17 protein-coding genes are annotated in these 26,647 nt (G+C 42.8%); 14 read left to right on the top strand and 3 right to left on the bottom strand.

What is annotated here, in order from left to right:
- Positions 1-33 precede the first annotated feature (33 nt).
- Positions 34-2,409 carry a DUF2345 domain-containing protein gene (locus tag I3252_RS13585; RefSeq protein ID WP_238035603.1) on the bottom strand — a complete coding sequence of 792 codons (2,376 nt, stop codon included), beginning with the start codon at positions 2,407-2,409 and terminating at the stop codon, positions 34-36.
- A gap of 147 nt (positions 2,410-2,556) precedes the next feature.
- Between I3252_RS13585 and I3252_RS13590 the strand changes: the two genes are divergently transcribed.
- Positions 2,557-3,540, top strand: a complete 984-nt coding sequence (locus I3252_RS13590; RefSeq protein ID WP_201559732.1) for an SUMF1/EgtB/PvdO family nonheme iron enzyme — start codon at positions 2,557-2,559, stop codon at positions 3,538-3,540.
- A 51-nt stretch (positions 3,541-3,591) separates the two neighbouring features.
- Here I3252_RS13590 and I3252_RS13595 read toward each other — a convergent pair whose 3' ends face one another.
- Positions 3,592-6,846 (bottom strand): hypothetical protein, encoded by a 3,255-nt coding sequence (locus tag I3252_RS13595; protein WP_201559733.1) that lies wholly within the window; start codon positions 6,844-6,846, stop codon positions 3,592-3,594.
- Entirely contained in the window at positions 6,846-9,755 is a 2,910-nt protein-coding gene (locus I3252_RS13600) for a contractile injection system protein, VgrG/Pvc8 family (RefSeq protein ID WP_238035604.1), read from the bottom strand. Before I3252_RS13600 ends, I3252_RS13595 begins: the two co-directional genes overlap by 1 nt.
- 215 nt (positions 9,756-9,970) lie before the next feature.
- Between I3252_RS13600 and I3252_RS13605 the strand changes: the two genes are divergently transcribed.
- The 13 genes from I3252_RS13605 (at position 9,971) to I3252_RS13665 (ending at position 26,547) form a co-directional block, all read left to right on the top strand.
- Positions 9,971-10,417, top strand: coding sequence for a hypothetical protein (locus I3252_RS13605; protein ID WP_238035605.1), 447 nt, complete (start codon positions 9,971-9,973; stop codon positions 10,415-10,417).
- Positions 10,418-10,436: 19 nt separating this feature from the next.
- Positions 10,437-11,216: a hypothetical protein gene (locus I3252_RS13610; protein ID WP_238035606.1), complete on the top strand. Its 780-nt coding sequence runs from the start codon at positions 10,437-10,439 to the stop codon at positions 11,214-11,216.
- A 21-nt stretch (positions 11,217-11,237) separates the two neighbouring features.
- Positions 11,238-11,750, top strand: a complete 513-nt coding sequence (gene tssB / locus I3252_RS13615; protein WP_045448203.1) for a type VI secretion system contractile sheath small subunit — start codon at positions 11,238-11,240, stop codon at positions 11,748-11,750.
- Between the two features lie 3 nt (positions 11,751-11,753).
- Entirely contained in the window at positions 11,754-13,244 is a 1,491-nt protein-coding gene (gene tssC, locus I3252_RS13620) for a type VI secretion system contractile sheath large subunit (RefSeq protein WP_201553635.1), read from the top strand.
- 52 nt (positions 13,245-13,296) lie between these two features.
- Positions 13,297-13,800, top strand: a complete 504-nt coding sequence (locus I3252_RS13625; RefSeq protein WP_025651832.1) for a type VI secretion system tube protein Hcp — start codon at positions 13,297-13,299, stop codon at positions 13,798-13,800.
- A gap of 100 nt (positions 13,801-13,900) precedes the next feature.
- Positions 13,901-14,392: a type VI secretion system baseplate subunit TssE gene (gene tssE / locus I3252_RS13630; protein ID WP_193009440.1), complete on the top strand. Its 492-nt coding sequence runs from the start codon at positions 13,901-13,903 to the stop codon at positions 14,390-14,392.
- Positions 14,393-14,469: 77 nt separating this feature from the next.
- Complete coding sequence (tssF, locus tag I3252_RS13635) at positions 14,470-16,293, top strand: type VI secretion system baseplate subunit TssF (protein ID WP_045448197.1); 1,824 nt, start codon at positions 14,470-14,472, stop codon at positions 16,291-16,293.
- The gene (gene tssG, locus I3252_RS13640) at positions 16,257-17,297 is read left to right on the top strand and encodes a type VI secretion system baseplate subunit TssG (RefSeq protein ID WP_201553636.1); all 1,041 of its coding nucleotides are present in this window, start codon (positions 16,257-16,259) and stop codon (positions 17,295-17,297) included. Before tssF ends, tssG begins: the two co-directional genes overlap by 37 nt.
- 221 nt (positions 17,298-17,518) lie before the next feature.
- Positions 17,519-20,464 (top strand): type VI secretion system ATPase TssH, encoded by a 2,946-nt coding sequence (tssH, locus tag I3252_RS13645; RefSeq protein ID WP_193009438.1) that lies wholly within the window; start codon positions 17,519-17,521, stop codon positions 20,462-20,464.
- Positions 20,464-21,612: a type VI secretion system protein TssA gene (gene tssA / locus I3252_RS13650; protein WP_193009437.1), complete on the top strand. Its 1,149-nt coding sequence runs from the start codon at positions 20,464-20,466 to the stop codon at positions 21,610-21,612. Before tssH ends, tssA begins: the two co-directional genes overlap by 1 nt.
- A 106-nt stretch (positions 21,613-21,718) precedes the next feature.
- Positions 21,719-24,634 carry a contractile injection system protein, VgrG/Pvc8 family gene (locus I3252_RS13655; protein WP_201553637.1) on the top strand — a complete coding sequence of 972 codons (2,916 nt, stop codon included), beginning with the start codon at positions 21,719-21,721 and terminating at the stop codon, positions 24,632-24,634.
- Between the two features lie 2 nt (positions 24,635-24,636).
- Entirely contained in the window at positions 24,637-26,088 is a 1,452-nt protein-coding gene (locus I3252_RS13660; protein WP_201553638.1) for a hypothetical protein, read from the top strand.
- 3 nt (positions 26,089-26,091) lie between these two features.
- A complete protein-coding gene (locus I3252_RS13665) occupies positions 26,092-26,547 on the top strand; it encodes a hypothetical protein (protein WP_201553639.1) in 456 nt (151 codons plus the stop codon).
- Positions 26,548-26,647: the final 100 nt, after the last annotated feature.

The following is a 26,647-nucleotide window of genomic DNA, read 5'->3' on the forward strand; positions in this document are numbered from 1 at the left end:
TGTTTTATGATGTTTGTCCTAAACATAACAATTTTATTTTGAACTGACTATATTAAAACTAGGAAATTTCGAAATACCTGTGCTAGATATCCCTAAGTTATAAGCCATATCTAAAATAGCTTCTTGAGCTGGGACTGGATAATTATCAAACTCTGAAAATGCTTCTCGAGCAGAATCGAGATTACCCTGAATATGAGCGAGTGTTATTGCTTTTGCATCTTCTTCTGTCATACGAATTGTTGTCAAAGATTCAAAATAAGATGCTCGACTATTGTTTCTACCGTGAACCGAATTGTAAACTATACGCCACGCTTGTTTTATTTGAACATCGGTTGCTGATACATTTCCGATATAAAAAGGATATTTTGTCGCTTCATCCGCAGACGACAGCATTTTGCCATAGCCTACGGTTACAAGGCTTTTAGGTTCGGCGCTATCAAGATACATGTGATTGTAGAAGCCTTCCTCTTTTACAATTGCTTCAAAGACTTTGTTTAAGTCTAGGTCGTCAGCCTGCTCTAAAGCTAAATCATTCACATCTTCCTCTTCAGAAATATACGATACGCCCCAGTCGGTATCTCTAAAGCCCACATAGGCTTCAACCTCTTCTTCTTTATCACTAATAACTGGTGCGGTACGTCCATGCTCATCTAATGCACCTTCTATCAGTTGCCCATCAGGTCGTAGCATCTGGAACTCGATATCTTCAAAATTGTGCTGATAAAACAAATCATAAACATCTAGCTTATTACTAAACAGTGGAACAGTTTCAGGCATCATCGGTAATGAATAATTAGCTCTTGCCCCACCCACCAAACCCTTCTTCACCGCTTTGATCTTAATCATCCCCGGACACACCAGCTTAATCCCGCTGTCATCAATCGTAATGGATGCTCCTGCTGAGGTTTGCAGCTTAATCCGCTTAGGACTCGACACATTTACCTGTCCTGACTCACTACCAATCGTCATACCTTGCTGAGAGTGCAATTGCAACTCACCGCCTTGTGCCTGTACCGCCAGTGGCTCTCTATTGGCGCTGATATGTAAGCCTGATAGATCAACTTGACCACCAACCCCAGAGAGCGAGTCAATCGTATTTGCCGTCAGCGTATAATTGCATGCCACCACATCCGACTGGGTGCTGCCTGATTGTCTGACGATTGTTTTCGCCGTCCATAGGGTATTACTTGCTGACGCTAAGATACTGTCTTTACTGACCAGCATCACATCAGCAGCGCCCAATACTTCCGTATTTAGCGTCTCATCGATGATTTGTGCGCTGGTTTTAAACGCTTTTATCGATTGATTGGCGGTCTGCATGGCTGTCGTGGATTGCAAATGTGCCTGCTTGGTCTCTTGAAAGGTCTCACTCAGCTCAGCTCCTAAGCCTAATTGCCGCTGTCCTGCATCATTGACCCAAGCAGACTCGTGCTCGCTTTGACTATGTCTGATATCAAAGGTGGATAGCAGTACACCGGTATCACCAGTGATTTGCAAGCCATGATCGCTTGCCAGATTAATCCCTTGACCACTGGTTGATGATTGATGATTACTATAACGATGACGCAGTACGCCAAGCTCAAGCACGTGCTCATCAGGGGCAAAGGTGGCGCTAGAAGTGATGGTTGGTGTCTCAGCATTGGCACGTGATCCTGTATTCACCGACCACTGCATTCCTATCTGGTTGGGCGTATCATCAAAGCTTAGGGTCACTTCAGAATCAGACGTCAGCCCATATTGAGCAATACCAGAGATCCAACCACTGTGAGTATCATCTTCACTAATTTGCGAATGACCCAAACCACCACCATGCCATCTAGGGGACGCGCCGCCTTGTAAGTTATGTCGATTAGATAAGCCTGCATCACGAGTGGTGATGTCTTTGTCATCGACATCGCCCATACCGATACCGTCATAAAACGATCTACTAATCACAGGACTGTCTATATCACCGTACCAATGGTTAAGCAGTACCGACTGTCCCAGCCTTGGCGCAAACTGCCAACCATGAGTGCTACCCGATGACAGCTGCAATGAGCGCAGTGGCGGGGTAGTGCCGTCATCGTGAGGGCTGATACCTGAGTAGACAGGCGTAGTAATAGTTTGCTGTAGATTGTCAGTGCTGACACTTGAGTCATAGCTGGGGGAAGCTGATAAACCTGTGTCACCAGTACGAGCTTGGGCGAGACCCGTGTAAGTGCTACTGGCAAATGATAAAGAACTGGGATAAGGGCAATAAGGAATAGCAGCGTCAAGTAACGTCGCTGATACCCAAACCCCAGTATCACGAGCGATGTCAAAGCCATGATCGGGTATTGAAAAGTGATTGTGATTCATTGCATGACAGTGCATATGCTGAGCAGTGCGCTGTAACCACTGCTTGATAAATACTTGATGATGGTATGACACCAGATATTATAATTTGGGCTGATGTTTTTGATCCTTTTTATTAACCCAATCTATCTCGACAGTAGTTTAATATTTCCACTTAGACAATCCATGCAAATTATTAGTATAATCCTCTAAATTCACAACAAAATATCACTGTAGCTTATTATGACGCTTAAGCCTTTATTTTTATTTTTGTCTATTTTGCCGCTATTTACTATGACTGCCTGTGCTAAAGATCCTGCGACTTCGGTTGATAGTAATGGTATCCCCCAAACCCGTAGCAATCTAACGGCAGATGAACAGCAGCAGCTAGATGACTTCTTAACGCAGCAAAAAGCGAACATGCGCTTTATTGAAGGCGGTAGCTATGAGATGGGCGACTTCGGTTCTAAAGTGACTATCAATGATGGTGGTCCTATCAGGAGTGAAAGTGACAATAAACCACTGCACAAGGTGACGCTTGAGAGTTTTAGTATGAATGCTTATAAAACGACTTATAGTGACTTTGATATCTATAGTATGGCGACTAAACAAAAAAAAATTGGTATGCAAGATACTACGATAGAGCTACGTCAATCTAATGCTGCTGCTGGTGTAAACTGGCAAACGGCACAGCACTACTGTCAATGGCTTGGTCAACAGTTAGAGGTTCCAATGAGTCTACCAACCGAAGCGCAGTGGGAATATGCCGCACGCAATCGCGGTAAATATATATTATTTCCAACCGATAACGGTAAAATAAATGGTGGACACAATATATGGACGTTTGATGAGAAGTCAGCACTCTCAAGAAAATATAATACTAATTTAGCTATACCTATTGTAGGACTATATCCTCCTAATCCTTTGGGTCTGTATGACATGACCAATCAAAATAATGAATGGATGAATGACTGGTATAGCGAGGATTACTATGCCAACAGCCCTGAGCATAATCCCCAAGGCCCTGACACGGGTACTGAAAAAGTTTTGCGCTCAGTAAACGCTGAATGGGGTTCGGCACAAAACATACAAGCCAATGGGTCAATTACTCTAATGCGAATAAAACGCTTGCCTAATCCACCGTTGATAGAGGAAGCACAAGATGCTAATCAGAATGCTTTTACCTCAGCTCGCTGTGTCGCTAATAGCCAGCAAGCGATAAGTTAATCGTGTTATTAATATCCTCTTACCGAAATAGTCCTTAACCTTGAATAACCCTTAAGCATGGTAGATGCCATCAGCTGGTTTATCCCTTGGATTTAAGATGTTAGCATCAAAGTGCTGTGGGTTTTTAGCTGTATAAAATCTAGGACTAACATAATCGACTTTAGCCAACATACGATACTTCTCATAAGCAGGATCAGTATTAAGGACTACACGCTCGCCTTTAGGATAGTAATTTTTAATGAGTCCACCTAGCATGTTGAGATATTGATCTATAAAGGTATTGCCAGTATCATTTTTTTCAGTGATTTTATCTGCTTTGATATCATTTAATAGTGTGAGCAAGGGCGTGTCTATATTATTAAGACCATAACTTAAAAACCGTAGAACGTGTGCTTCATTTTCTTGACGAAAGCTTTTATTAGAGCGACTACTCAAACCTTGCAAATGATAGTCTTTCACTCCGTCCCTGTTCATGTGCTGTAGTACATTGTCCCACTCAGGATAAGTGGTCACTGTAGTAAATATCTTTATAATGGCTTTTTTGCGTTCAGTAAGCAGTTTTATACTTAAGCCCTTAAAAATACTAAAGTCAAAGTCAGGCCAGCTAAGTGCATGACTATACCATCCATGGCGACTGATATTATAAATTAGTATGCCTTTACCATTGGGCGTAGCGCATAATAGCATTTGCTTTTTCTCACCCTTCATAATCTCAATAGCTAGATCATGCCGCTTTGAATCAGTATCTAAGGCATTAGAAAAAGCTCTGAATCTTGTTCCAATATTTATTAGGGATTTAGAAACACTAGAGTTACTTCCTAAATAAATGACAGAAAACTGGGTCAATGCGATAAAAGCCTCTTCTAGGATATGGACGACTTTACGAAAGCCTGCATTGACCAGCTGATAGAATGTCCACCTAAGAAACGATTCGATCTGACCGCCATCCACCTCAAATAAGAATCCAAGCTTGCCTCCTGCCCCAAAGCAAGCAGCGGCTTTGGCTCTGATTTTAAATTTGCCTGCTCGAGCGTCGAGGAAAACATAAAAGTCTAAAGAGCCTCCGATACCGTAGCTACCTGCAACAGTTGCCGATATCGATGCAAAGGATACAAAATCCTCTTCTTCTGGCGGTAGCCACTCTATACCACCCTTTGGCTCTATTCCTCCTTCTACACCGATAAATGCAGAGATAGCTGCAGACCCTTTTACGTTATGCTTCTCTTGTAACTGCTCTATCTCATCATCACTAGTTGGATGACTAATACCTTTATAGTCTAGGCTAAGAGCAGGCATGTTTTTATTTGCATCCCAAGCACTCATCATTGTTTGCCTAGGATCACGAGCGGCTGAGACCAGTTTTTGTGCACCGTCTTTTATTTTTATACTACCAGCACCTTCTATCCCGATATTGACGCCTGCAAATCCACTAATCTCACAAGAAACTATCAAGCGTAGTGAGCCTAAATCTATTTTGATACCATCTTCAAAAGTGGCTTTTAAGTGCCACCCTTCTAATGAAGGTAGCGCCATTATAGGAGAGATGCTCGCCTCACATAGAATAAGCTTACCATTTGCATTAAAGCCGCCTTCAATACCTATCTTATCTTCAAGATTCCAACTAGCTGAGCCGTTGGCACCAGCGCTACCTACCATTCGTAGCCATTGTGCCTCGCCATCTACTTGGTATTTATCAGACTTAATAATGAGACCACTAATCTCATTCGCTGAAGGTAGTAGATAGTCTAGAACATTTAAGTCTTTTTGCCCCTCAGTACCTATCTCACCTTCAATTGAAGCAGATATCTCTTTAATCCTATCAGCAAGCGCTTCTTTAGCAAAGCCTGCTGGATCATATAGCAGACTTGGTTCGTCTGGTGGCGGAGGGTCGCCTTCAGGAGTAGGAATGTCTGTCTGTGATTGATTGATACGTGTTGGCTGGATTGTATCTTCGAAATAATCTCTTCTCACATAGCGTCGTTCAATAGTGGTTCCATTTGAGTCCGCACTGGCAACGGCTGTCTTGACTAAGAATATTTCTTTCATATCAGCAATGGTCGAAAAATCCTGCTCAATTTCATCTTGAGCGTCTGCTTCTGCTTTTATCATTGCATCTTCTGCAGTTTTTAGCATACTAGCATCCCTAGCTTTGAGCGCGTCTGCTACTTGGGATCTATGCATGTGCACTTTTGCCATTAGTTTATCGACATTGCTTAGGTTTTTAACAAGGTTTTTGTAGTCATTACTTTTAAATACAGACAACTCTCTACTTTCAAGATCATAAACGATAGGAAGTCGGGTATTGGCAGCTAAAATAGCTTCATGATTAGGTTTGTTTACTGCTGTAGGTATTTTAATTGTTGGTATAGTAAGTGTTCTAAGATAGTCACAAGGTGATGGAACAACATCTCCTTGTGAATCTTTAACATCAAGCCTAGCTGTTACTGGATTACCAGATACTAAAACTTGTACTGTTCTTTTATAGTCAGCACTTATTTTCTCAGTTAAACCTGTTTTAGGATCGACCTTTAGTGTTTTGACCACTGTTTTTTTATAATCAATTAGCTGGACTTTTACATCATTAGGAATATTACTACTACTTTTAGCTTTTACTTTGAACTGTAGAAAGGTTTGTAGCTGGTAGCCTTTGATAAATGGACTGCTTATCTTTTCATCCGACTTTATAGTCAAAATAAGAGGCTTTTGTTTTTCTCCTTTTAATTGCGGGTCATAGAGTCTTCTATTTTTATCCAAAAAATATATCCGATATGCTGTAGAGCGTATTAATGGTATCTCTTTAGTAAATGACAGATTAGAACCTAGCTCTGCTACAGGAGCCGTTTTTCCAGTTACTTTTTTAGACGCGTAGTCTATTTGATATTCTAAGCCATTGACAATACTTGATGCTGTCGATGTACCACTTTTATTTTCTTTTACTAAAGCATAGAAGTTAACTCGCATCGGTACTGCGACATCATCTAAAACTATACGATCATAAGTAGCAGTTCCATAACTATTACTGTCTCTAAGATGTGGCTTCGAGCTTCTTGAACTTTTGAGTTTAATGGTTTTTTGATTAGGCAAATCTACAACGCTAATATTATCTATATCGTCCCATTCTTTTAAGCGTATTTTAATTTTACCATTAGCAGGCACTTCATAGCTTTTGTTTAAATTATCATCACCTATATATACCTCTCCTTTTTTAATAGGAATCGCACCTCCACCGCTCAGATTTTGTCTTAAAATCCACAATGATAACTCTCTAGTTTTTCTTCTTGGTCTGCCGTCTGCTATTTTTCCCATTACTCATCATCCTCAAAGCTTAATGCAAACCCTTCGTGTTCGTCACCAACGATATGTATACCGACTTCTTCAGGGGTATCAGTGATTACTTGCTCAGTACGACCTTGCGCATTTGTCTTACCACTTTTGACCGTACCGTCTTCCATAAATAATAGATACTCAGTATTAGCGATAGGTTCACCGAACATGTCCTTAGCAACATAAGTCAGATAAGACTTAACCTCTGAGCCACCTAGCGAGGGCAGTGTTGGTGTAATGTTCGCCCCCGCAACCAGCCCTTTCTTCACCGCTTTGATCTTAATCATCCCCGGACACACCAGCTTAATCCCGCTGTCATCAATCGTAATGGATGCTCCTGCTGAGGTTTGCAGCTTAATCCGCTTAGGACTCGACACATTTACCTGTCCTGACTCACTACCAATCGTCATACCTTGCTGAGAGTGCAATTGCAACTCACCGCCTTGTGCCTGTACCGCCAGTGGCTCTCTATTGGCGCTGATATGTAAGCCTGATAGATCAACTTGACCACCAACCCCAGAGAGCGAGTCAATCGTATTTGCCGTCAGCGTATAATTGCATGCCACCACATCCGACTGGGTGCTGCCTGATTGTCTGACGATTGTTTTCGCCGTCCATAGGGTATTACTTGCTGACGCTAAGATACTGTCTTTACTGACCAGCATCACATCAGCAGCGCCCAATACTTCCGTATTTAGCGTCTCATCGATGATTTGTGCGCTGGTTTTAAACGCTTTTATCGATTGATTGGCGGTCTGCATGGCTGTCGTGGATTGCAAATGTGCCTGCTTGGTCTCTTGAAAGGTCTCACTCAGCTCAGCTCCTAAGCCTAATTGCCGCTGTCCTGCATCATTGACCCAAGCAGACTCGTGCTCGCTTTGACTATGTCTGATATCAAAGGTGGATAGCAGTACACCGGTATCACCAGTGATTTGCAAGCCATGATCGCTTGCCAGATTAATCCCTTGACCACTGGTTGATGATTGATGATTACTATAACGATGACGCAGTACGCCAAGCTCAAGCACGTGCTCATCAGGGGCAAAGGTGGCGCTAGAAGTGATGGTTGGTGTCTCAGCATTGGCACGTGATCCTGTATTCACCGACCACTGCATTCCTATCTGGTTGGGCGTATCATCAAAGCTTAGGGTCACTTCAGAATCAGACGTCAGCCCATATTGAGCAATACCAGAGATCCAACCACTGTGAGTATCATCTTCACTAATTTGCGAATGACCCAAACCACCACCATGCCATCTAGGGGACGCGCCGCCTTGTAAGTTATGTCGATTAGATAAGCCTGCATCACGAGTGGTGATGTCTTTGTCATCGACATCGCCCATACCGATACCGTCATAAAACGATCTACTAATCACAGGACTGTCTATATCACCGTACCAATGGTTAAGCAGTACCGACTGTCCCAGCCTTGGCGCAAACTGCCAACCATGAGTGCTACCCGATGACAGCTGCAATGAGCGCAGTGGCGGGGTAGTGCCGTCATCGTGAGGGCTGATACCTGAGTAGACAGGCGTAGTAATAGTTTGCTGTAGATTGTCAGTGCTGACACTTGAGTCATAGCTGGGGGAAGCTGATAAACCTGTGTCACCAGTACGAGCTTGGGCGAGACCCGTGTAAGTGCTACTGGCAAATGATAAAGAACTGGGATAAGGGCAATAAGGAATAGCAGCGTCAAGTAACGTCGCTGATAACCAAACCCCAGTATCGCGGGCGATGTCAAAACCATGATCGGGTATTGAAAAGTGATTGTGATTCATTGCATGACAGCGCATATGCTGAGCAGTGCGCTGTAACCACTGTTTGATAAATATTTGATGATGGTATGAAACGCTATCGTTGTCAGGCTCAATACCGATTAAGGTAACCGCGATACAATGCGTCGATAAGCTGCCAATAGAGGGTAGGTTATTGATACTCACTGGACTACTGACGCTCAGACCACGCAGGGCACCCGTCGCTTGATAAGTTTCGCGCTGACAGCGATTCGCAGATATCCATTGCTGTGCAAGATGAGCAGCGGCATCATTGCTGTGCACGCGAGACGGCGCACCAATTAATACCGTCGTGTCATCTATCGCAAGCAGTGACTCATCTACTGCTTGACCTTCATAAATAGTATCTGCCGCCAACCCATCTGCTCGTACTATTACCCTATCACTACCAAGTTGCTGCGACCTCATTTGTAGCGTATGGACACTATCTTGACCTGATTGTACGGATGATTGGGCATAACTATAGGTCAGCGGTATGAGCTCGCCTGTATCTAAACCATCAACCAACCACCACGTGCCAAGCTCATCGACGGAATTCCCTGACACCCATAAAGTCGATATACCAATATCAGCGAGCAGTCCAGTGATGAATTCATAGTCGCTGACGTCCGACTGGGTGCGCATGGATAAAGGTGCCGATAAACGCGCTGACGATTCATCATCTGATGACAAAAGAGACGCAGATATTTGCCAATTTAAATCGTAATCACTAAGGATGGTGGTAATAATATCGAGCGTCGATTGATTGATAAAGCTGCGGGTATGTATCGACTGTGCCAACTGCCAATCGGGGCTAACAACTTCTAAAGTATAAAAGTGCATCGCGCCATCAGATTGCTGATAACGGATGCTTCGTATCAGCCCAGTACGACAGCTAGCGGTACGATCAGCGGAAAACGTGGTTAAGCATATCGGAGTATTGATTAATGATAAACAAGCGTTCGATTCGATAAAATTATAACCAAACACTAGTATGTCAATAATATCGGTTCGATTAATACTACTTGCACCGCAAAACGCAACAGGGTAAAAGGTGTTTATCGTTGAATTATCAGTATGAACGGTAATATTATGTAGACGATTGGTCTTAGAAGGCATAAGAAGGGTACCGTTACTGCTTATTTTATACCAAGAAAATGGCTTGAATGGGTGACTTACTAAATTATTTATTAAGAAAAGTATAGAGTTTATTGAAATATTGTCAAGTATATGTATAATCAACCTCATTGATTTTTTATAATTAATGAACTTTAGTTATATTCATTTCTTTTAAAAATCTATCCTTTTATATTTTTAGTGATGATACTGTTGTTATGAATCCTATTTATCGTACTAAACTTGCCACCGCAGGTCTGCTATCAGTCTTACTTAGCGCGTCTTTATTGACAGCGGGTTGTGGCACCACTGCTCAGAAAAATGTACAAACCACGGTCAGCAAACCAATAGTGAAGCAGTTGAGTGAACCTTCGCTTGCCTATTTGTCAAACGGCAATAAACTTAGCAGTGAAGCGTGGATGACTATTGCCAAAAATAACTATGAAAAAAAACGCTATGCACGGGCATTGAGAGCAGCTAATGAAGCTCTAAGCGTTGATAATGAAAGGCTTGATGCACGTCAGCTTGCCATGCTCTCAGCAGTTAAAGTAATGGAAAGTAATATTGATGCTTATCACGATAATAGTTTGATGAATAGTGGTGATAAGGCAACACTGAATGAAACGCTCACCAATATCACCACTTTAGTTAACGCGTCTAATTAAAATAATTTTGAGCAGGCACATGTATTTATCTCACACCAATAATGGCGAGCACCGACTTACAATGACCAGTATCAGAAGCAATATTAGAGTCAGTTTTACGCTATCCAAAGCGTTTTTGGCAGGTCTGTTCATCATGGGTTCAGCAATGACTACCGCTCATAGTGAGCTTGTCATACAAGAGAAAGACCCCGGTTCTAGCATCATAAATCAATTTTCGGCACTCAAAAATGCTGATGCAAAATCACCGCAACTGCATCAACTGGTTACGGATTTGAATCAAAGAGTATCTCGCAATCCTAATGACTCGCTAGCATGGGAGATTTTGGCGCAGATTTATTCTAACAATGGCTATCATGCTTATGCTGTTTATGCAGCCAGTGAAGCCATTGATCTGGGTCAAAGCACTGCTAAGCTAAAAAAGATACTACTCAATAGCAGCGCTATCGTCTCCCAAAGCCAACTGCAGTCAGATTATCTCACTGATGAAGTGGACGCAGCGTTTTTGAAGGAGTATCAGTACGCTTTAAGTAAAATATATGGTGATATCTATGTTTTCAATTACGATGAGTCTTTGCCGAAACCACCAGCGCCAATCGTCAAGCCTAGAAGCGGTAAATCAGGCACTAAATCAAAACCTCAGCCCCAGGTGTCTGTAAAAAAAGCATCGAAGTCTATGAAAAAACCAGCCGTAAAAAAACCGCCACGACCACCAAAAGTTAAGCCTGTTACTAAACCTTCACCTACCAAAAAAAGTAACGCCAAATCGACTGATCCATTCAGTATATTGCGTTCAAACTAGACATTGCTGAGGTAACTTATTATGGCAAAGCAAGACAGTGTACAAAAGAAACTCGCAAAAGTACGTGCGCCTCGGGTGCATCTGACTTATGACGTTGAAGTAGGCGATGCGATCGAAACCAAAGAAATTCCTTTTGTCGTTGGCGTTTTGGGAGAGTTTTCAGGAGATTCAACCCTTGAACAACCACGCTTTAAAGACAAAAAGTTTGTCGAAGTAGATTTAGATACCTTTGATGAGGTGATGTCAGGTCTAGCACCGCGTGCGACCTTTCGAGTAAGCAATGACTTGAGTGATAAAGGCGGCGAATTCGCGGTTGATTTGGCATTCAATAGTATCAACGATTTTCGTCCTGAAGCGGTTGCTGATCAGATTGAGCCACTAAAGCAATTGGTACAAGCACGAGATCGCTTAGCAGATTTACGCAACAAAATATCGGCCAACGAAAAACTTGAAGACCTATTAGATGACGTGCTTAAGAACACTGAGCAAGTCAAAAAAATGGCGGAACAAAATCAAACCGACGGTGAGGATTAAACGATGAGTGCCGAAGCCCAGCAAAATCTAGCACCTGATGCGTTAAATAATGACAGTTACGACTTACTCGAAGAAATCGTCAATAAAAGTAACGTTGCCAAGTCTGATGACGAAAAAAATCGTGCCAAGTCGCAAATTGCAGAGCTTGCCAATGAAGTCATGCAAGGCACCGTAACGTTGTCAGATAATTTGGCCGCATCGATTGACGCGCGTATTGCCCAAATTGACGCGTTGATCTCCAAGCAGCTGACCACCGTCATGCACGCGCCCGAGTTTCAAAAGCTAGAGTCCAGCTGGCGTGGCTTGCATTATTTATGTAGCCAGACTCCGTCGGAATCCATGCTAAAGATTCGTATGATGAATACTACGAAGCGCGAACTGACTAAAGATTTTCAATCGTCAATTGATTTTGATCAAAGCACGCTGTTTAAGAAAATATATGAAGAAGAGTTCGGTAGCTTCGGTGGTGAGCCTTATGCCGCTATCGTTGGTGACTTTGAATTTACTCGCCAAAACTCAGACATGTATCTGCTTGAGCAATTGTCTCATGTTGCGGCCGCTTCTCATGCACCTTTTGTGTCGGCTGCTTCCGCTGAAATGTTTGGTCTCGACTCCTTTACCGATATTGGTCGCCCGCGAGATTTATCAAAGATATTTGAAACCGCTGAATATATACGCTGGCGCGCGTTCAGACAGTCAGAAGATGCGCGATATGTTGCGTTAACCGTGCCCAGCTTTTTAGGTCGTCTGCCTTACGATCCTAAAGATGGCACAGTAGTCGAAGGGTTTAACTTTACGGAAGAAGTTTCTGGTAATAATCATGACGATTATCTATGGGTGAACGCGGCTTATGCGTTCGCTTCACGCTTGACGGCTGCTTTCTCTGACTATCGTTGGTGTGCTGCCATTCGTGGCGTTGAGGGTGGTGGCTTGGTTGAAGGGTTGCCTGTTCATACTTTTAAGACTGATGAAGGGGATTTGGCGCTTAAATGTCCAACGGAAATCTCTATCACCGATCGCCGAGAAAAAGAGTTGAGCGACTTAGGATTTATCCCGTTAGTCCATTGCAAAAATACCAATTACGCTGCTTTTTTTGGCGCGCAATCCGTGCAAAAAGCCAAAACTTATCAAAACGATGATGCCAATGCCAATGCTGCGCTATCGACGCAGATCCAATACATTATGGCGGTGTCACGTATTGCCCATTACCTAAAAGCAATGATGCGCGATAAGGTAGGTAGCTTCTTAGCACCTGGTAATGTTGAGTCGTTTTTAAATGACTGGATTTCTCGTTATGTCTTGCTAGATGACGGCGCCTCACAAGAAGCAAAAGCCCAGTACCCACTGCGCGAAGCTTCTGTACAAGTTGTAGAAGTGCCGGGTAAGCCTGGTGTCTACAAGTCCGTGGTCTTTTTGAGACCACACTTTCAACTTGACGAATTGTCTGTTTCTTTGCGTCTGGTCACTCAACTGCCGCAATCTAGCAACAGCTAATCGTTTATTAAAAACTAACGTGAAATTTAAATTTTAAAAAAAGGTATGTGATATGAAAGATATTTATATTCAGTTCCGCGGTAAATATAAAATTGATGGCGAGTCTCGTGATAGCGAGCATAAAGGTTGGCTTGAAGTAAATACTTGGGATCACTTGATCCGTCAGCCAAAATCAGCGACAGCAAGTAGCGTTGGTGGCCATACTTCTGAGCGTTGTGAGCATGCTGACATGACGTTTATGAAAGATTTGGACTCAACCAGTCCTAAACTATGGGAAGCGTGTTCTGCTGGTTATACTTTTGATGAGATTCAAATTGATTTTTATCGTGCCAACGGTGACAAACGCGTTAAATATCTTGAAGTAAAACTTAAGCATGCGCTGATCGCAAGTGTCGAGCCAACGGTACGTTCTGAAGGCGTACCAATCGAAAAAGTCGGTATCAAATATGCTGCTGTTGAGTGGACTTACACCCAGCAAGATATCGATGGTACTGCTAAAGGCGCTGTGACTAAAAAATGGTCACTAGCCAACAACACTGCTACTTATACCGCCTAATTTAGGTTGTATCAGGTGTCATCTATTGTGTCGTACCGAAAAAGAAAGGTTTATATCTAGGCCTTTCTTTTTTGTTTGTTAAATAGGAATGATTATATCAATGAATTACGCCACTAACGCCTCTAACAAAGAAATTGGCTTTCGTCCAAATTTGTTCGAGCAGTTATTTGATGATCAGCCCCGTCATTTGTCGCATGAGCTCGTGGTTCGTCGTCTTAATATCGATGAGCTAAAGTCTTCGGTCGCACGAGACCTTGAAGCTTTATTAAATACGCGTTGTGTGGTGTCAAGTAAGCTTCAGGCCTATCAACACGTGCGCTCATCGATATTGAATTTTGGCATATTAGATTTTGTGGGACTCAGCAGTGCCAATCCTACTGACTGTGATTATATCTGTCGCCAAATAGCCCAAACAGTCGAGCAACAAGATACCCGGCTAAAAAACGTTCGCGTATCGCTAGATATTGGCGCTGTTGATGTCAATCAACTGTGTTTTTCTATTGAAGCATTATTAAAGGTTTATCCAGCACAAGAGCTGGTCAGCTTCGATGCGTTCTTTGAGCCAAGCTCTCAGCGTTACTTAATAAAATAATCATTATCCCATTAATGAAATAACTACTACTACCGCTCAATTTATACAGTTAGCAGCGATCAATATATTGAGGCGTCATGGACAGTTTACTTCCTTACTTTGAGCATGAGCTTAGCCTGTTTAATAAACAGTCAAAAGAATTTGCCAAAAAATATCCCAAAATAGCCAATCGGTTGTTGATGGGGCACGATACCGTCGATGATCCGCATATAGAGCGGTTGATACAGGCTTTTTCGCTCATCAGTGCGCGCATCAATAAAAAATTGGACGATTCATACGCTGATTTTACCGAATCTCTATTAGAAGTCGTTTATCCCGATTATCTCAAACCTTTTCCATCGGTCTCTATTGCACAGTTTAATCTAGGCGTACAGGGCAATGCGATGAGCGAGGCAGTCTTAGTCCCTAAAAACAGCCCTTTCGCCAGCCAAAAAATAAATGGCACGCCTTGCCAGTTTCAGTCAACCCAAGATGTGACCTTGCTGCCGCTACAGATAGATAGCGTCGACTTTGAAACTCGTCAAGAGGTGTATGACAATCAGCATGGACTGCTGAATGGCTGTATCAGTATCAAATTTAAGGGGCTTAATTCAAGCTTTGACTATCAAGCCTTATTAAACCACTCGTTAGATTTGTATATAGACGAGGACGCCAGTCAGGGTACTAGTCTATGGGATTTACTAGGGTGTGATGTCAAGCAAACGCATCTGCATGGTAGGCAGGTCAATAAGATTACGGGTAGTCCGTTTGAGATTATAGGCTTCGATCCTGAGCAGCAAATTCTTCCGAGTCATCGAGTGAGTAATGCTGCCTCTGCCTTATTAAAGGAATACTTCTATTTCCCTGAAAAATTCAATTTCTTGCGCCTTAATCTTGGTAAGGTTTGTCCAAATTTAAAGATCGATAGCAATGGCTTTGAGATTCGCTGTTACTTTAGATTTGATAAAAAAAATACCATCCGCCTAAAAAACTTGCAGCAGCTCAGTGCCAGCAGTATCAAGCTGTTTTGTACGCCCGTTGTCAATTTATTCAAGGCGGCTGCCAAGCCTATTCAAGTGACCCATCGTTCGATCTATTACGATTTAGTGCCCGATACTCGTGCGCTGTTTCAACATGAAATCTATGAGGTTAATAAAGTCATAGAGTCCAAGCAAAGTGACAATCGTTTGATACAACGTGAATATCATCCATTTTATGCGCTCAATCATTATGAGCAGCAAGATGATGGTCGTTATTACCATATCAAACGTGATAAGGATATGGCTGAGTTCAAACAGGGTTTTGAATATCAGATTATGTTTGTAGAAAAAAATCGCGAAGATTTATCAGGTGCGGTGAGCATGAGTGCGTCTTTATTGTGTACCAATAGAGATTTGCCGGCTCAAGTGGTATTCGGTCAAAGCCGTGGCGATTTGTTTAGCGAAGGGATGACTGGCTTTAGCAGCTTATCGTTGCTAAAGCAGCCGACCAGAACGGCACGCTTCGACTATACAGGTGAGGAACGTTGGCGCTTGATATCGCTGATTAGTCTGAATTTTTTATCGCTTGCCGCCCAAGATGCGGAGCTGATGAAAGAGTATTTATCGCTATACGACATTACCCAGTCTGCTTCTAACAAACTGTTGGTCGAAGGTATTGTGTCTGTCGAAACCAGTATCGAAGCTCGACGTATTCAGCGCTTGCCACAGCCTGGTTTTGTGCGCGGTACACTGATCAATATTCAAATCAACCAAAAGAATTTTGCTGGAGTGAGTATCCGCCAGTTTGCCCATTTATTGGCGCATGTGTTTGGCTATCACGCTAGCTTAAATAGCTTCGTCGAGTTGGCCATCAGTGATGCCGTAACCAAAGAGGAGATATACAGATGTCAGCCACGCAGCGGTCTCAGTCCTCTTATTTAACGGCTTTAATGGCGGCGCCGCAATCTTATGAGTTATTACAAGCACTACGTTTGGTTCGGCATGAAGTCAGTATGGGGTATACACCTATTGAGGTACGTTACCGTGCCTCGTTGTCATTGGCCTATCCGCAAGCTGAAATTGAGTCGATGGCGCTCATTGCTCAGGATAATATGGAAGACAGTGGCAGCTCATTAAAGGATGGTCAAGTAAAGGCTAGTTCATTAAAAATCAGACGGATAGAGGTTTGCCCCGCAATTATTGGATTAACTGGCCCGTTGTCAGCCTTGCCAGCGATGTATACCGACCATCTAGCCTCGCGAGTCAATCATGCAAAAGATAAAGCGGCACCAGCATTTTTAGATTTATTTAACCATCGATTGACGGATTTGTACGTGCAAGCGAGTTGGTTTTATAACTTGCCATTACAGTATGAGATAAATAATAAAAAAGACAACTATCTACTGAGCTTGCGGGCATTGGCGCGTCAGCCGAAGAAGCTAACCGCCATCGATAGCTTGATTGCTTATGCTGGCATGATCGCCCCAGGACGCCTGACAGCCGATCAGTTGTCACATGTACTGTCGCATTTTTTAGATAGCACCGTCAGTGTCGAGCAATTCGTACCGGAGTGGTTTGATCTACCAGCCAGTGAACAGACAGCACTTGGTGGTCAGCATGCTGCCCTTGGGTTGTCCGCATTTTGCGGTGCGCGCGTCGTACAGTTTGATAGCAAGATTAGAATTGTGTTTCATCAGTTGGATGCCAAACGCTATTTAAGACTGTTACCAGCAGGGGATATGTATCAAGTCATTATTGATTTTATCCGTAAATGGTGCGGTGTTTGCTTGGCGGTCGAGATGCAACTCGAGTTAGACAAGCAATACATCACCCCGTTGTCATTATCAGAGAGCAGTTTTGGTGGTTTGGGTCAGGGTGGGTTTTTGATATCGCAGCCTGCGACGCAGCATCATGATGACACTCGCTATGCGCTGCCGATTCAGTAAGTATTTCATGGTTAATAGACAGATTTTACCTATTATGAAGAGCCATGCATCAATTTTATATTGCTGTTTAATAAAAATAATTTTATACCATTCACAGAAATTAGAGTGGCAAGGAAAACGAGTGAAAGTACTACGTCTTGTAGGCTAAGCGAGTTTGACACAGCTAATCTTACTTTTTGGGTTTGGTATTAAGTCTAATAAGAATGTTAAAGGAAAAGATTATGAGCCAGTTAAAAGCTGTGATTACCCGCTTAAGCCCAAGCTGTCGACAGTGTTTGCAGCAGGCAGCTAGGCTTTGTATTAATAATGGGCATCGTGAAGTCGATACTGTCCATCTATTGCATGAACTGATTGCCACGCCGCACAATGATGTGGCTCAAATACTTAAATTTAATAAGATTCATCAGCAGTCATTACTAGCAGATATAACTGATTTGCTAAACACCTTTGGTCAGGCAACAGGCTCAACGCCAGTATTTAGTCAAGGTTTGATGGCGTTACTAGAAGATGCGTGGGAGCTAGCCAGTAGCCAATATAATCAAAGTGCTGATAAAAATAGCCCGCTAGAAATTCGCTCTGGTCATATATTGCTCGTGCTATTGGCGTATGAGCGTTATCAGTCGCTACTCAAAACTCTTCCTGAGCCACTACAGTATATCGACCGCTTTACCCTAAAAGATGATTATGAGCGTCAATGTCTCGGTAGTACTGAGGGCAGTGGATCAAGCAGTAATAAAATTACCAATAGTAAAGGCGTCAATAAGGGTGCTGATGATGGTGCGAATAGTGCAGACAATGATGCTAACAATCAAGAATCTTTAGACACTAAGAAAACTGAAGCTAAGCCAACCCCTGCGTTGGATAAATATACTTATGACTTGACTGCTAAAGCCAGTTCAGAGCAAATAGACCCTGTCATTGGCCGTGAGTTTGAAATTCATCAGTTGATCGATATTTTGATTCGTCGCCGCCAAAATAACCCTATTTTGACGGGTGAGGCAGGGGTAGGTAAAACAGCAGTGGTAGAAGGATTGGCGCAAAAGATAGTCGCCGGTCAAGTGCCTGATCAGCTCAAAGATGTGACGATACGTAGTCTTGACATGGGCTTGCTGCAAGCAGGGGCAAGCGTCAAAGGGGAGTTTGAGAACCGTCTCAAGCAAGTCATTGAAGAAGTACAAGCCTCGCTACAGCCTATTATATTATTCATTGATGAAGCGCATACTTTGATTGGTGCTGGTGGGCAAGCGGGTCAAAATGACGCGGCGAACTTACTGAAGCCTGCGCTGGCTCGTGGTGAGCTCAGAACCATTGCGGCGACGACATGGTCAGAATATAAAAAGTACTTCGAAAAAGACGCAGCATTGTCACGTCGCTTCCAAGTCGTCAAAGTCGATGAGCCTGATATAGAGACAGCAGTAGCGATGATTCGTGGTCTAAGTGCCAAGATGCAGAATCATTTTGGTATATTAATCGATGACGATGCGCTACAAGCGGCGGTTGAGTTATCCGCACGTTATATCAGCGATAGGCAGCTGCCTGATAAAGCGGTCAGTGTATTAGACACGGCGGCGGCACGGGTGAGCTTATCCAAGACCGCCATACCCAATCAACTTGACAGATTAAACGCCAAAGGGGTGCAGTTAGAGCAGCATATCAATAATCTCAGTCAGCAGCTCGAGCGTATCGGCGGTGTGGACGAAAAAGAAAAAGTCAGCCAAAAAATTGCCGTATTAGATGAGCAGCGCCAAACCAATCAGCAAAGCATTGCTGATATGACCAGTCGTTGGCACGAACAGCGCGAGCTTAATGATCAGCTTGATTCCTTGAATCAGCAGTTGAATGACAAGACAGATGGTTCTGATGCGCTTAGTGCAAAAGAGCGCTTAGACAAACAAGCTGAATATCAAAGTATCGAGCAATCGTTAAAACAAGTACAAGAGACGCAGCGCCTTATTCATCCCGTATTGGATCGTCAGGTCATCAAGCAGATCATCTCAGATTGGACTGGAATACCGCTGAATGATATGGCAGGTAATGAAAAAGACCATATCTTGGGTTTGGCTGATACCTTGCAAGCCCGGGTCATCGGCCAAGATCATTCGGTGGCCGCTATCGTCAAGCGGATTCATACCGCAAAAGCCCGCTTAGATGATCCCAATCGTCCGCAAGGTGTGTTTATGCTCGTCGGGCCAAGTGGTGTAGGCAAGACCGAAACCGCGCTGGCGCTATCAGAGGTGCTGTACGGCGGTGAGCGTAACCTTATTACGATTAACCTGTCAGAGTATCAAGAAGCCCATAGCGTTGCTTCGTTAAAAGGCTCGCCTCCAGGTTATGTTGGCTATGGTGAAGGTGGTGTATTAACCGAAGCGATTCGCCGTCGTCCTTATAGCGTACTCTTACTTGATGAAGTAGAAAAAGCCCATCCAGACGTATTGGATTTGTTTTATCAGGTCTTTGATAAAGGGGTGATGGAAGACAGCGAAGGGCGTTTAATTGATTTCAAAAACACGCTTATTTTATTGACAAGTAATGTTGGTTCGTCTGCGATTATGCAGGCATGTATCAATACAGATCCGAGTGTTACTGACTTTAGCCTGCCAGACAGTGATAGCCTAAAACAAGTCATTAATCCGCATTTGTATAAAGCCTTTAAGCCCGCGTTTTTGGGTCGTTTAACGGTCATTCCTTATTATCCATTAACGGATGATGCGCTCGCAGAAATTATTCGCCTTAAGCTGGACAAAATCACTGGCCGTATTCATAACAATTATGATGTGCCTTGTGTCATTGATGATGAGGTGATTGAGCTGATTTTATCGCGTTGTCATGAGGTCGATTCTGGTGCACGTAACGCCGATGCGATTATCAGTCATACCTTGCTGCCGCAGATGGCGGGTCAGCTACTGGCTCATGATGACAGTCAAAGTGTGTTAAAGAAAATTACCGTATTCGTCGATGCGGACGATAATTTTGCCTACCGTCTGGATACTGATGCCGTTGTGGCGCTCAATCAAATGGCGCAACACAGCGAAGATGAAACTGAATATCAAGTTGAGGATCAAGTTAAAGAACCACCAAGAAAACCCCTTTCAGCTAAAAAGCCGACAGTGAAAAAAGTCGCCAGCAAAAAACCTACTAAAAAGGCTATTAAAGAGGAGTCATTATAATGAGTAACGATAACTCTTTAGTAAATAATATTGACACTCTTATTGCGCCGATTGAAGGCAGTCGTCATGGGGTCGGTGAAGACTTAATATTCGATCCACGTATTAATGCCATCGTTGCTGCTCGTCAAGAAGATGACCCATTACTGGCACAAGGCAATTGGGTCACTGAACTAAAAGTGGCTGACTGGGATTTTGTCAAAAACCAATGTGCCGATTTGCTCAGCCATACTAGTAAAGATATGAAGCTGGCACTTTGGTATGTCGATGCGTTGAGTCACACCGACCATTTAGCAGGTATTAGTCAGGGGTTAAGTCTGCTACAGACACTCAATGACGAGTATTGGCTCACTATGTATCCGCCGCTAGATGGTGAAGAAGACAGTATGGACATCAGAGCAGGGCTGTTGTCATGGTTCGTCAAAGCGCTATCCGATGATATTAAGCAGCTATCACTTTCTGATACAAAGACAGAAAAATATAACTACAATTACTATCTAACCGCGCGTGATCATGATAAGCAGCGTCAGCAAAATCCCGATAGCGAAACGTCCAATCAATTAACGCTAAGTGACTATAACCACGCCATCAAGACCAGTAGTGAGACTTGGCAACAAGCACTGATGAGTAATCTTAAAAAAGTTACTGAGCAGTGGCAGGCCCTGACTGATCAGTTAAATGATTTGATGGGCATGGATGCGCCAGTCTTCGCACCAGTCACGGATTTATTGGTTGCCCTGACCCAACATTTGCGACCGTTGATACCAGAATATTCTGATACTAGTAGTGTTTCTGCTCAAGAAAGCGTAGCCGATACTATGGACAGTATTGGTGAAAGTGCAATGTCTGATAGTAGTGGACAAGCTGCTAGCACAAAAAATATTAGCTCAACCAGTTTTAATCCTAGTAACCGAGATCATCAAAGCAATCGTCAGCAAGCGCTTAAACTATTAGGTCAAATTCAAGATTATTTTTCGACCAATGAGCCGCACAGCCCGGTGACGTTTTTACTCGGTCGGGCGATTGATTGGGCGGATATGCCGCTCGACCAATGGCTCACTCATATCATCAAAAACGAAGATCAGTTAGCGATACTCTCTGACATGATTGGAATCAAACCCAAACGTGATTCATCTGACGATGGCTATTAATTGAATCAACGACAAATGAATACTTAGTTAACGGGCAATCTGTGCACAAATTATAATCTTGCAATATTAAACTTTCCACCTTTGGACTGATAAAAAAGGGCTTACCATGGTATGGACTCAAACAAAGCGGCATGTGCAACTGAGTAGTGCCCATCTTGATATTGCTACCAGTCTCATTCAACAGGCTGACTTGATTGAAAGCTTACTTGGCATGCCTTTGCCCGACAGCGTTTGGAGTAAGCCCGCGCTTATGCCAGTGCCTACTTCCTACCCAAGCCCTTATCATCAAGATCAACGACAGCAGTCTTATCAGCAGCGCCAGCTCGCCCTCTATTGCGGCTACCGTATTAGCATTACTCTACTGCATCCACGGGCAGGACTGGATATAAAGCAATGGCTAGGGCAAAGTCTCTCGATACATTGGCATACGGGCGACACGCTACTGCCAAGCCAAACCCGTCACGGTATCATCACCGAAGTCGTTGCTCTCGGTAGTAACAGTGGTATGGCCGCCTACCGCATCATCTGTGAACCTAACTTAGGTCAATTACGCCTGAACAGTCATAATCGCCGTCATCATCATCTCAGTCTCAGTGAGCTAATTACCGATATTATCAGTCCATACGATATGAACGTTGAGATTGACGAGCGCCTCAGTGATGACAGCAACTATCATATTCAGCACAGCGTCCAATACAACCAAACCGATCTTGCTTATCTAACCCAATACCTTGCTCTCTATGGCATCACAGGCTATTACCGTCACGACATCGACAAGCACACTCTAATCTTACTACCTAGTGATGGAGAAGAATTGCGTCCTGATGTCAATGATATCCAAAGCATCCTCAGTCAAAACCCTGCCAACCTTGCTGATAGACAAGACCGCATCACTGCCATTCGTCCCCGTATTGCGCAGCATACTCAGCAAAGCGACTTACATCGTTATGACAGTCGCTTGATGAGTATCTATACTGGCAGTAGCAGTAGCGAGCAACCTATCGACTCATCAAACAGCACGCATCAGCGCTTTATGCACAGTCATAGCCGTTTTGATGATGACAGTCTCGATAAGCTCGCCACCCGCTACCAGCAGAACCAGCAGCAGCGTGCCAATCTAGGCAGCCTCACTGGTAATATCCGTCATCTGAGTTTGCCAAGTAGCCACTATATCGATGGCAACCCTTATTTAACCGATCCCATCAGTTTAGTGTCTATTCATCAGCACATTAATAATCATATTCCTACGGATTGGTTGGGGGCAGCACCCTTTGATCCTATTACCTTGCAGTCCAATACGAACCATGATAATGATGACGACAATGATAATAACGTCCATCATATCAGCGCCTGCTACCTGCCATTTCCGCACCATCACCATATTCCCTATGGGGAACAGCTGGACAAACTTGGACAACCGCATCCGAGCCTGACAGGTCTGATGAGTGCCAGTATTATTGATACAGACAGCAGCGCCATTACTCATGACCGTAACCATCGTGCCCATATTAGATATCACTGGCAGCAAGAAGAAGATGGGCAGGATAACAATAGTGACAGCGCGCATTGGATACCCATCGCCAGTCACCTCGTCGCTGACCACATGGGACAGACCCATCCTTTGCGTCATGGACAGCACGTCCTTATCGACTTCATCGGTGGCGACATTACTCATCCTATCATCATCGGTAGCACCCATAACGGCCAGGGTAATTCTGATGCTCAGCACAATAGTCTGACTAGCGATTCTGACCACATAGACGCCACTAGCCCCGCATGGTTTATCAATCAAAGCCATGCTCATCCTATAGACGGTATCAAAACTCAAAGCATCGATAGCAGTCGCAGCGGAGAGGCGACCAAAGACAGCCTCATTAATGGCTACAATCAGCTAATGTTTGATGCCCATCCTGACAGTCCGCAAATTAATGTCTATAGCAGCAGCTTCCAGTCTAGCCTGACCATTGGACATCTGTATCAGCAAACCGACCATACACGTGGTAAAGCTAGAGGACGCGGTATTAGCATCGAAACCCAAGCAGCTAGTACTATACAAGGCAGCAGCGGTATTCATATTAGCAGTCACAATATGAATAATGCATCGAATAGCCACATGGGTCATGACAGTCATAGCAAACTGCAAACTGCTGACCAGCACCAAAAAGCTTACGCTCAGCTAGCTGACATCCATCAGCCCGTGGGATTAGAAAGCAGCAGCAATAACAAGCAAAGCAGTAGTAAAGAAGATGCGCAAACACCTTTTGCCCAATTTAGCGAAGATACCAATGACTCAAGTTTAAGCGAGTCAGGACAATGGCAACAACCTAATCTACTGATCGACTCTCAGCGTCATCTCGCGATGCTAAGCGGACAACACAGTCAGCATACCAGCACCAAGAATACACATAGCCACGCGACAGACAATACTCATCATCACAGCCAGACGCAAATGAATCAGCTGGTGGCAGGAGACATTCACTACTATTCAAACAAAGCCCAAACCCATACCGCCGCTCATGGTGATGTGACTATACAAGCGCACCAAGCGCAAATGCGACTTGATAGTGAGCAAGTCCTACGTATTCATAGTCGAGACAGTATTGAGATTATCGCGCCTGATACGCTAACCCTAAAAGCGGCGGGCAGTGGCATCGAGATATCGGGTGGTAATGTGACGTTTATCACACCAAGTCAGGTGGGCTATAAGGCCAGTAAAGTGGATTGGGGTAGTGGGGGTGGAGCAGGATCTCCTGCTGTACACTTACCGACAGCCAAACTACCTGAAAACTTAGACTATTATCTACGCTATATAGTACATGACCAAGATGATAACCCGCTTGCTTTTACCAAATGTATGCTTATTAAACCTGATGGTTCGACAGAAATTCATATTACTGACTATGAAGGTAAGTTAAAACTATTAGTTGATGAAGAATCGAAGGACTATGAGTTGCATGTGATTGTTCATGAAGTGGAGGAAGCAGTAGAGGATGATGAAGTGGATGTAGAGGGAGAAGACTAGATATGGCTAAATATTATACAAAACTTAAATTAGAAGTATCAGACATGGTCGATATTAGCTTAATTAGATATGATGTTACAGTCACTTATAAGAGTCTTTCGGCAAAACCCACAAGTAGTAAGCCACATTCATTAGGTAAAAATAGAAGGTTCAGTAACAATGGTCTATCTGAAAAACATAATCTCTCTAACCGTGGTGTCGAAGAAGTCAGATATTACATCAAAGATATAAAAGGTAAGCCTATAAAAGATATTACGGCAAATCCACTATCTAAGGAAGGGCGAGCTAGTAGATATAAGCTCAAAACAACGCCAGCATCACTCAAAAGAGACCCGAAGAATAATAAAATAGTAGGTGTAGATAATACTGAAGTTGCTTGGTATTTAGTTAAAAAACAAGAATCTATTGAAAGTTTTTTAACAAGAGCTTATAAATACACACCAACCAAATTAGAAGAGAACATCTTTCGAGCTAATAATCCACATTTAATCGGTACGCCTGTTCTTACTTTACAACCTGGTGACGTTGTGATTTTATCCAACTCATCTCATAGCAGTAATACTGAACTTCAAAAGATGAAAAAATATGCAAAAGATGCCAAAAATAAAATTGAAAAAATGAAGAGAGAGAAAGGTTTTAATCCAGAGCTTTTTGTTTATTTGTCAGATTTGACCACAAGTACTTTATCTGATGCTGATTTTGTTGGCGTATCTTCAAACCCTGTGCCAACTGAAATAACAAATGATAATAAGGATAGTGATAAAACCCTTCTTGACTATTTTGCAGATGGTTCTAGTGCTGTAATAACATTCTCAAGTCAAACTAATAAAGATACATTAAAGAATTTTGGAACACTAGTGAGTAACTATAATGAAGCACAAGGTACGAAATCTGGTAATTCAAAACATTTCTCTCAATTTAGAACGGACAACGCAAAAATATATAAAGCTTTGAACAATAAATTATCATTACGGTTTTTAAAATGGGATCAAGGGGTAAGAACTGATAAATTGAGTAAGTCGATCAAGTCCGAAATGAAAAGATCGACATCATTTAATGGAGGCTTGGATGCTTACGTAAATAATATGGAGAAAAATGGAAAAGTAACAAAGACTTTGAAACTTGGTGGTAATCTAGTTGTTGGATACAACGCATTTAAAGGTAGTAAAGAGATTCATGACGCATACAAATCTAAAAACTCAGATAAACTTCATAAAGCTGTAGCCATTGAGCCATTAAAGCTATCAGGATCTGTAATAGGCGCTGAATATGGAGCTGCACAAGGTGCGGTAGTTGGCGCTATAATTGTAGGTTTTACTGTAGGAACAGGAGGTATAGGAGGTGTCGTCATTGTAGGTCTCAGTGCAGTGATTGGGGGTTTTGGGGGTGGGTTACTTGGGGGCAGTTTAGGAGAGATAGCAGGTAATATTGTTTATGAAAATACTAGGAATTAAATTGTGAAAAAAAAATCAATCCTACACTTATTGTCATTTGTATTCTTCACATTTCTATTTGTTTACTGGTTATTTTTTATTGATAGCAAATCAGATAGTGAGATTTATGCAGTACCGGTTGTATATCTAATGTTCGCAGTAGCTCCTTTACTAAGCCTAGCTTTACAATACGAAGTTATTAAAGATAAGGAGTTTTTCAACAACTTTACAAGTAGCACTACTAAAGTTTTTAAAATGAACGATTATCTGCGCATATCTTTTCTGCTTCTCTATAATTTGGGAGCTTACGCTGGTATTCAGATGAGAAAAAAAATTTTAAAAAAAGAATATAGAAAAACAGATATAAGACACATAGAGCTAGTCAATGAAATTATAGATAGGAAAAGGATTTTACTCATTATTCTAACTATTCAATTATTGATAACTATTTTATTATTCAGTAGTTTCTTCTTTATTTGAGATGTATCGATAGAATAGTATTGAGCTTGTGGAATGGGTAATAACCCCCCTATGGCAGGATAGTTGTCACCCCTAAATATTAATCCAAATGGGGGCACAA

Source organism: Psychrobacter sp. Ps4 (assembly GCF_022129285.1).
Lineage (GTDB): Bacteria > Pseudomonadota > Gammaproteobacteria > Pseudomonadales > Moraxellaceae > Psychrobacter > Psychrobacter immobilis_A.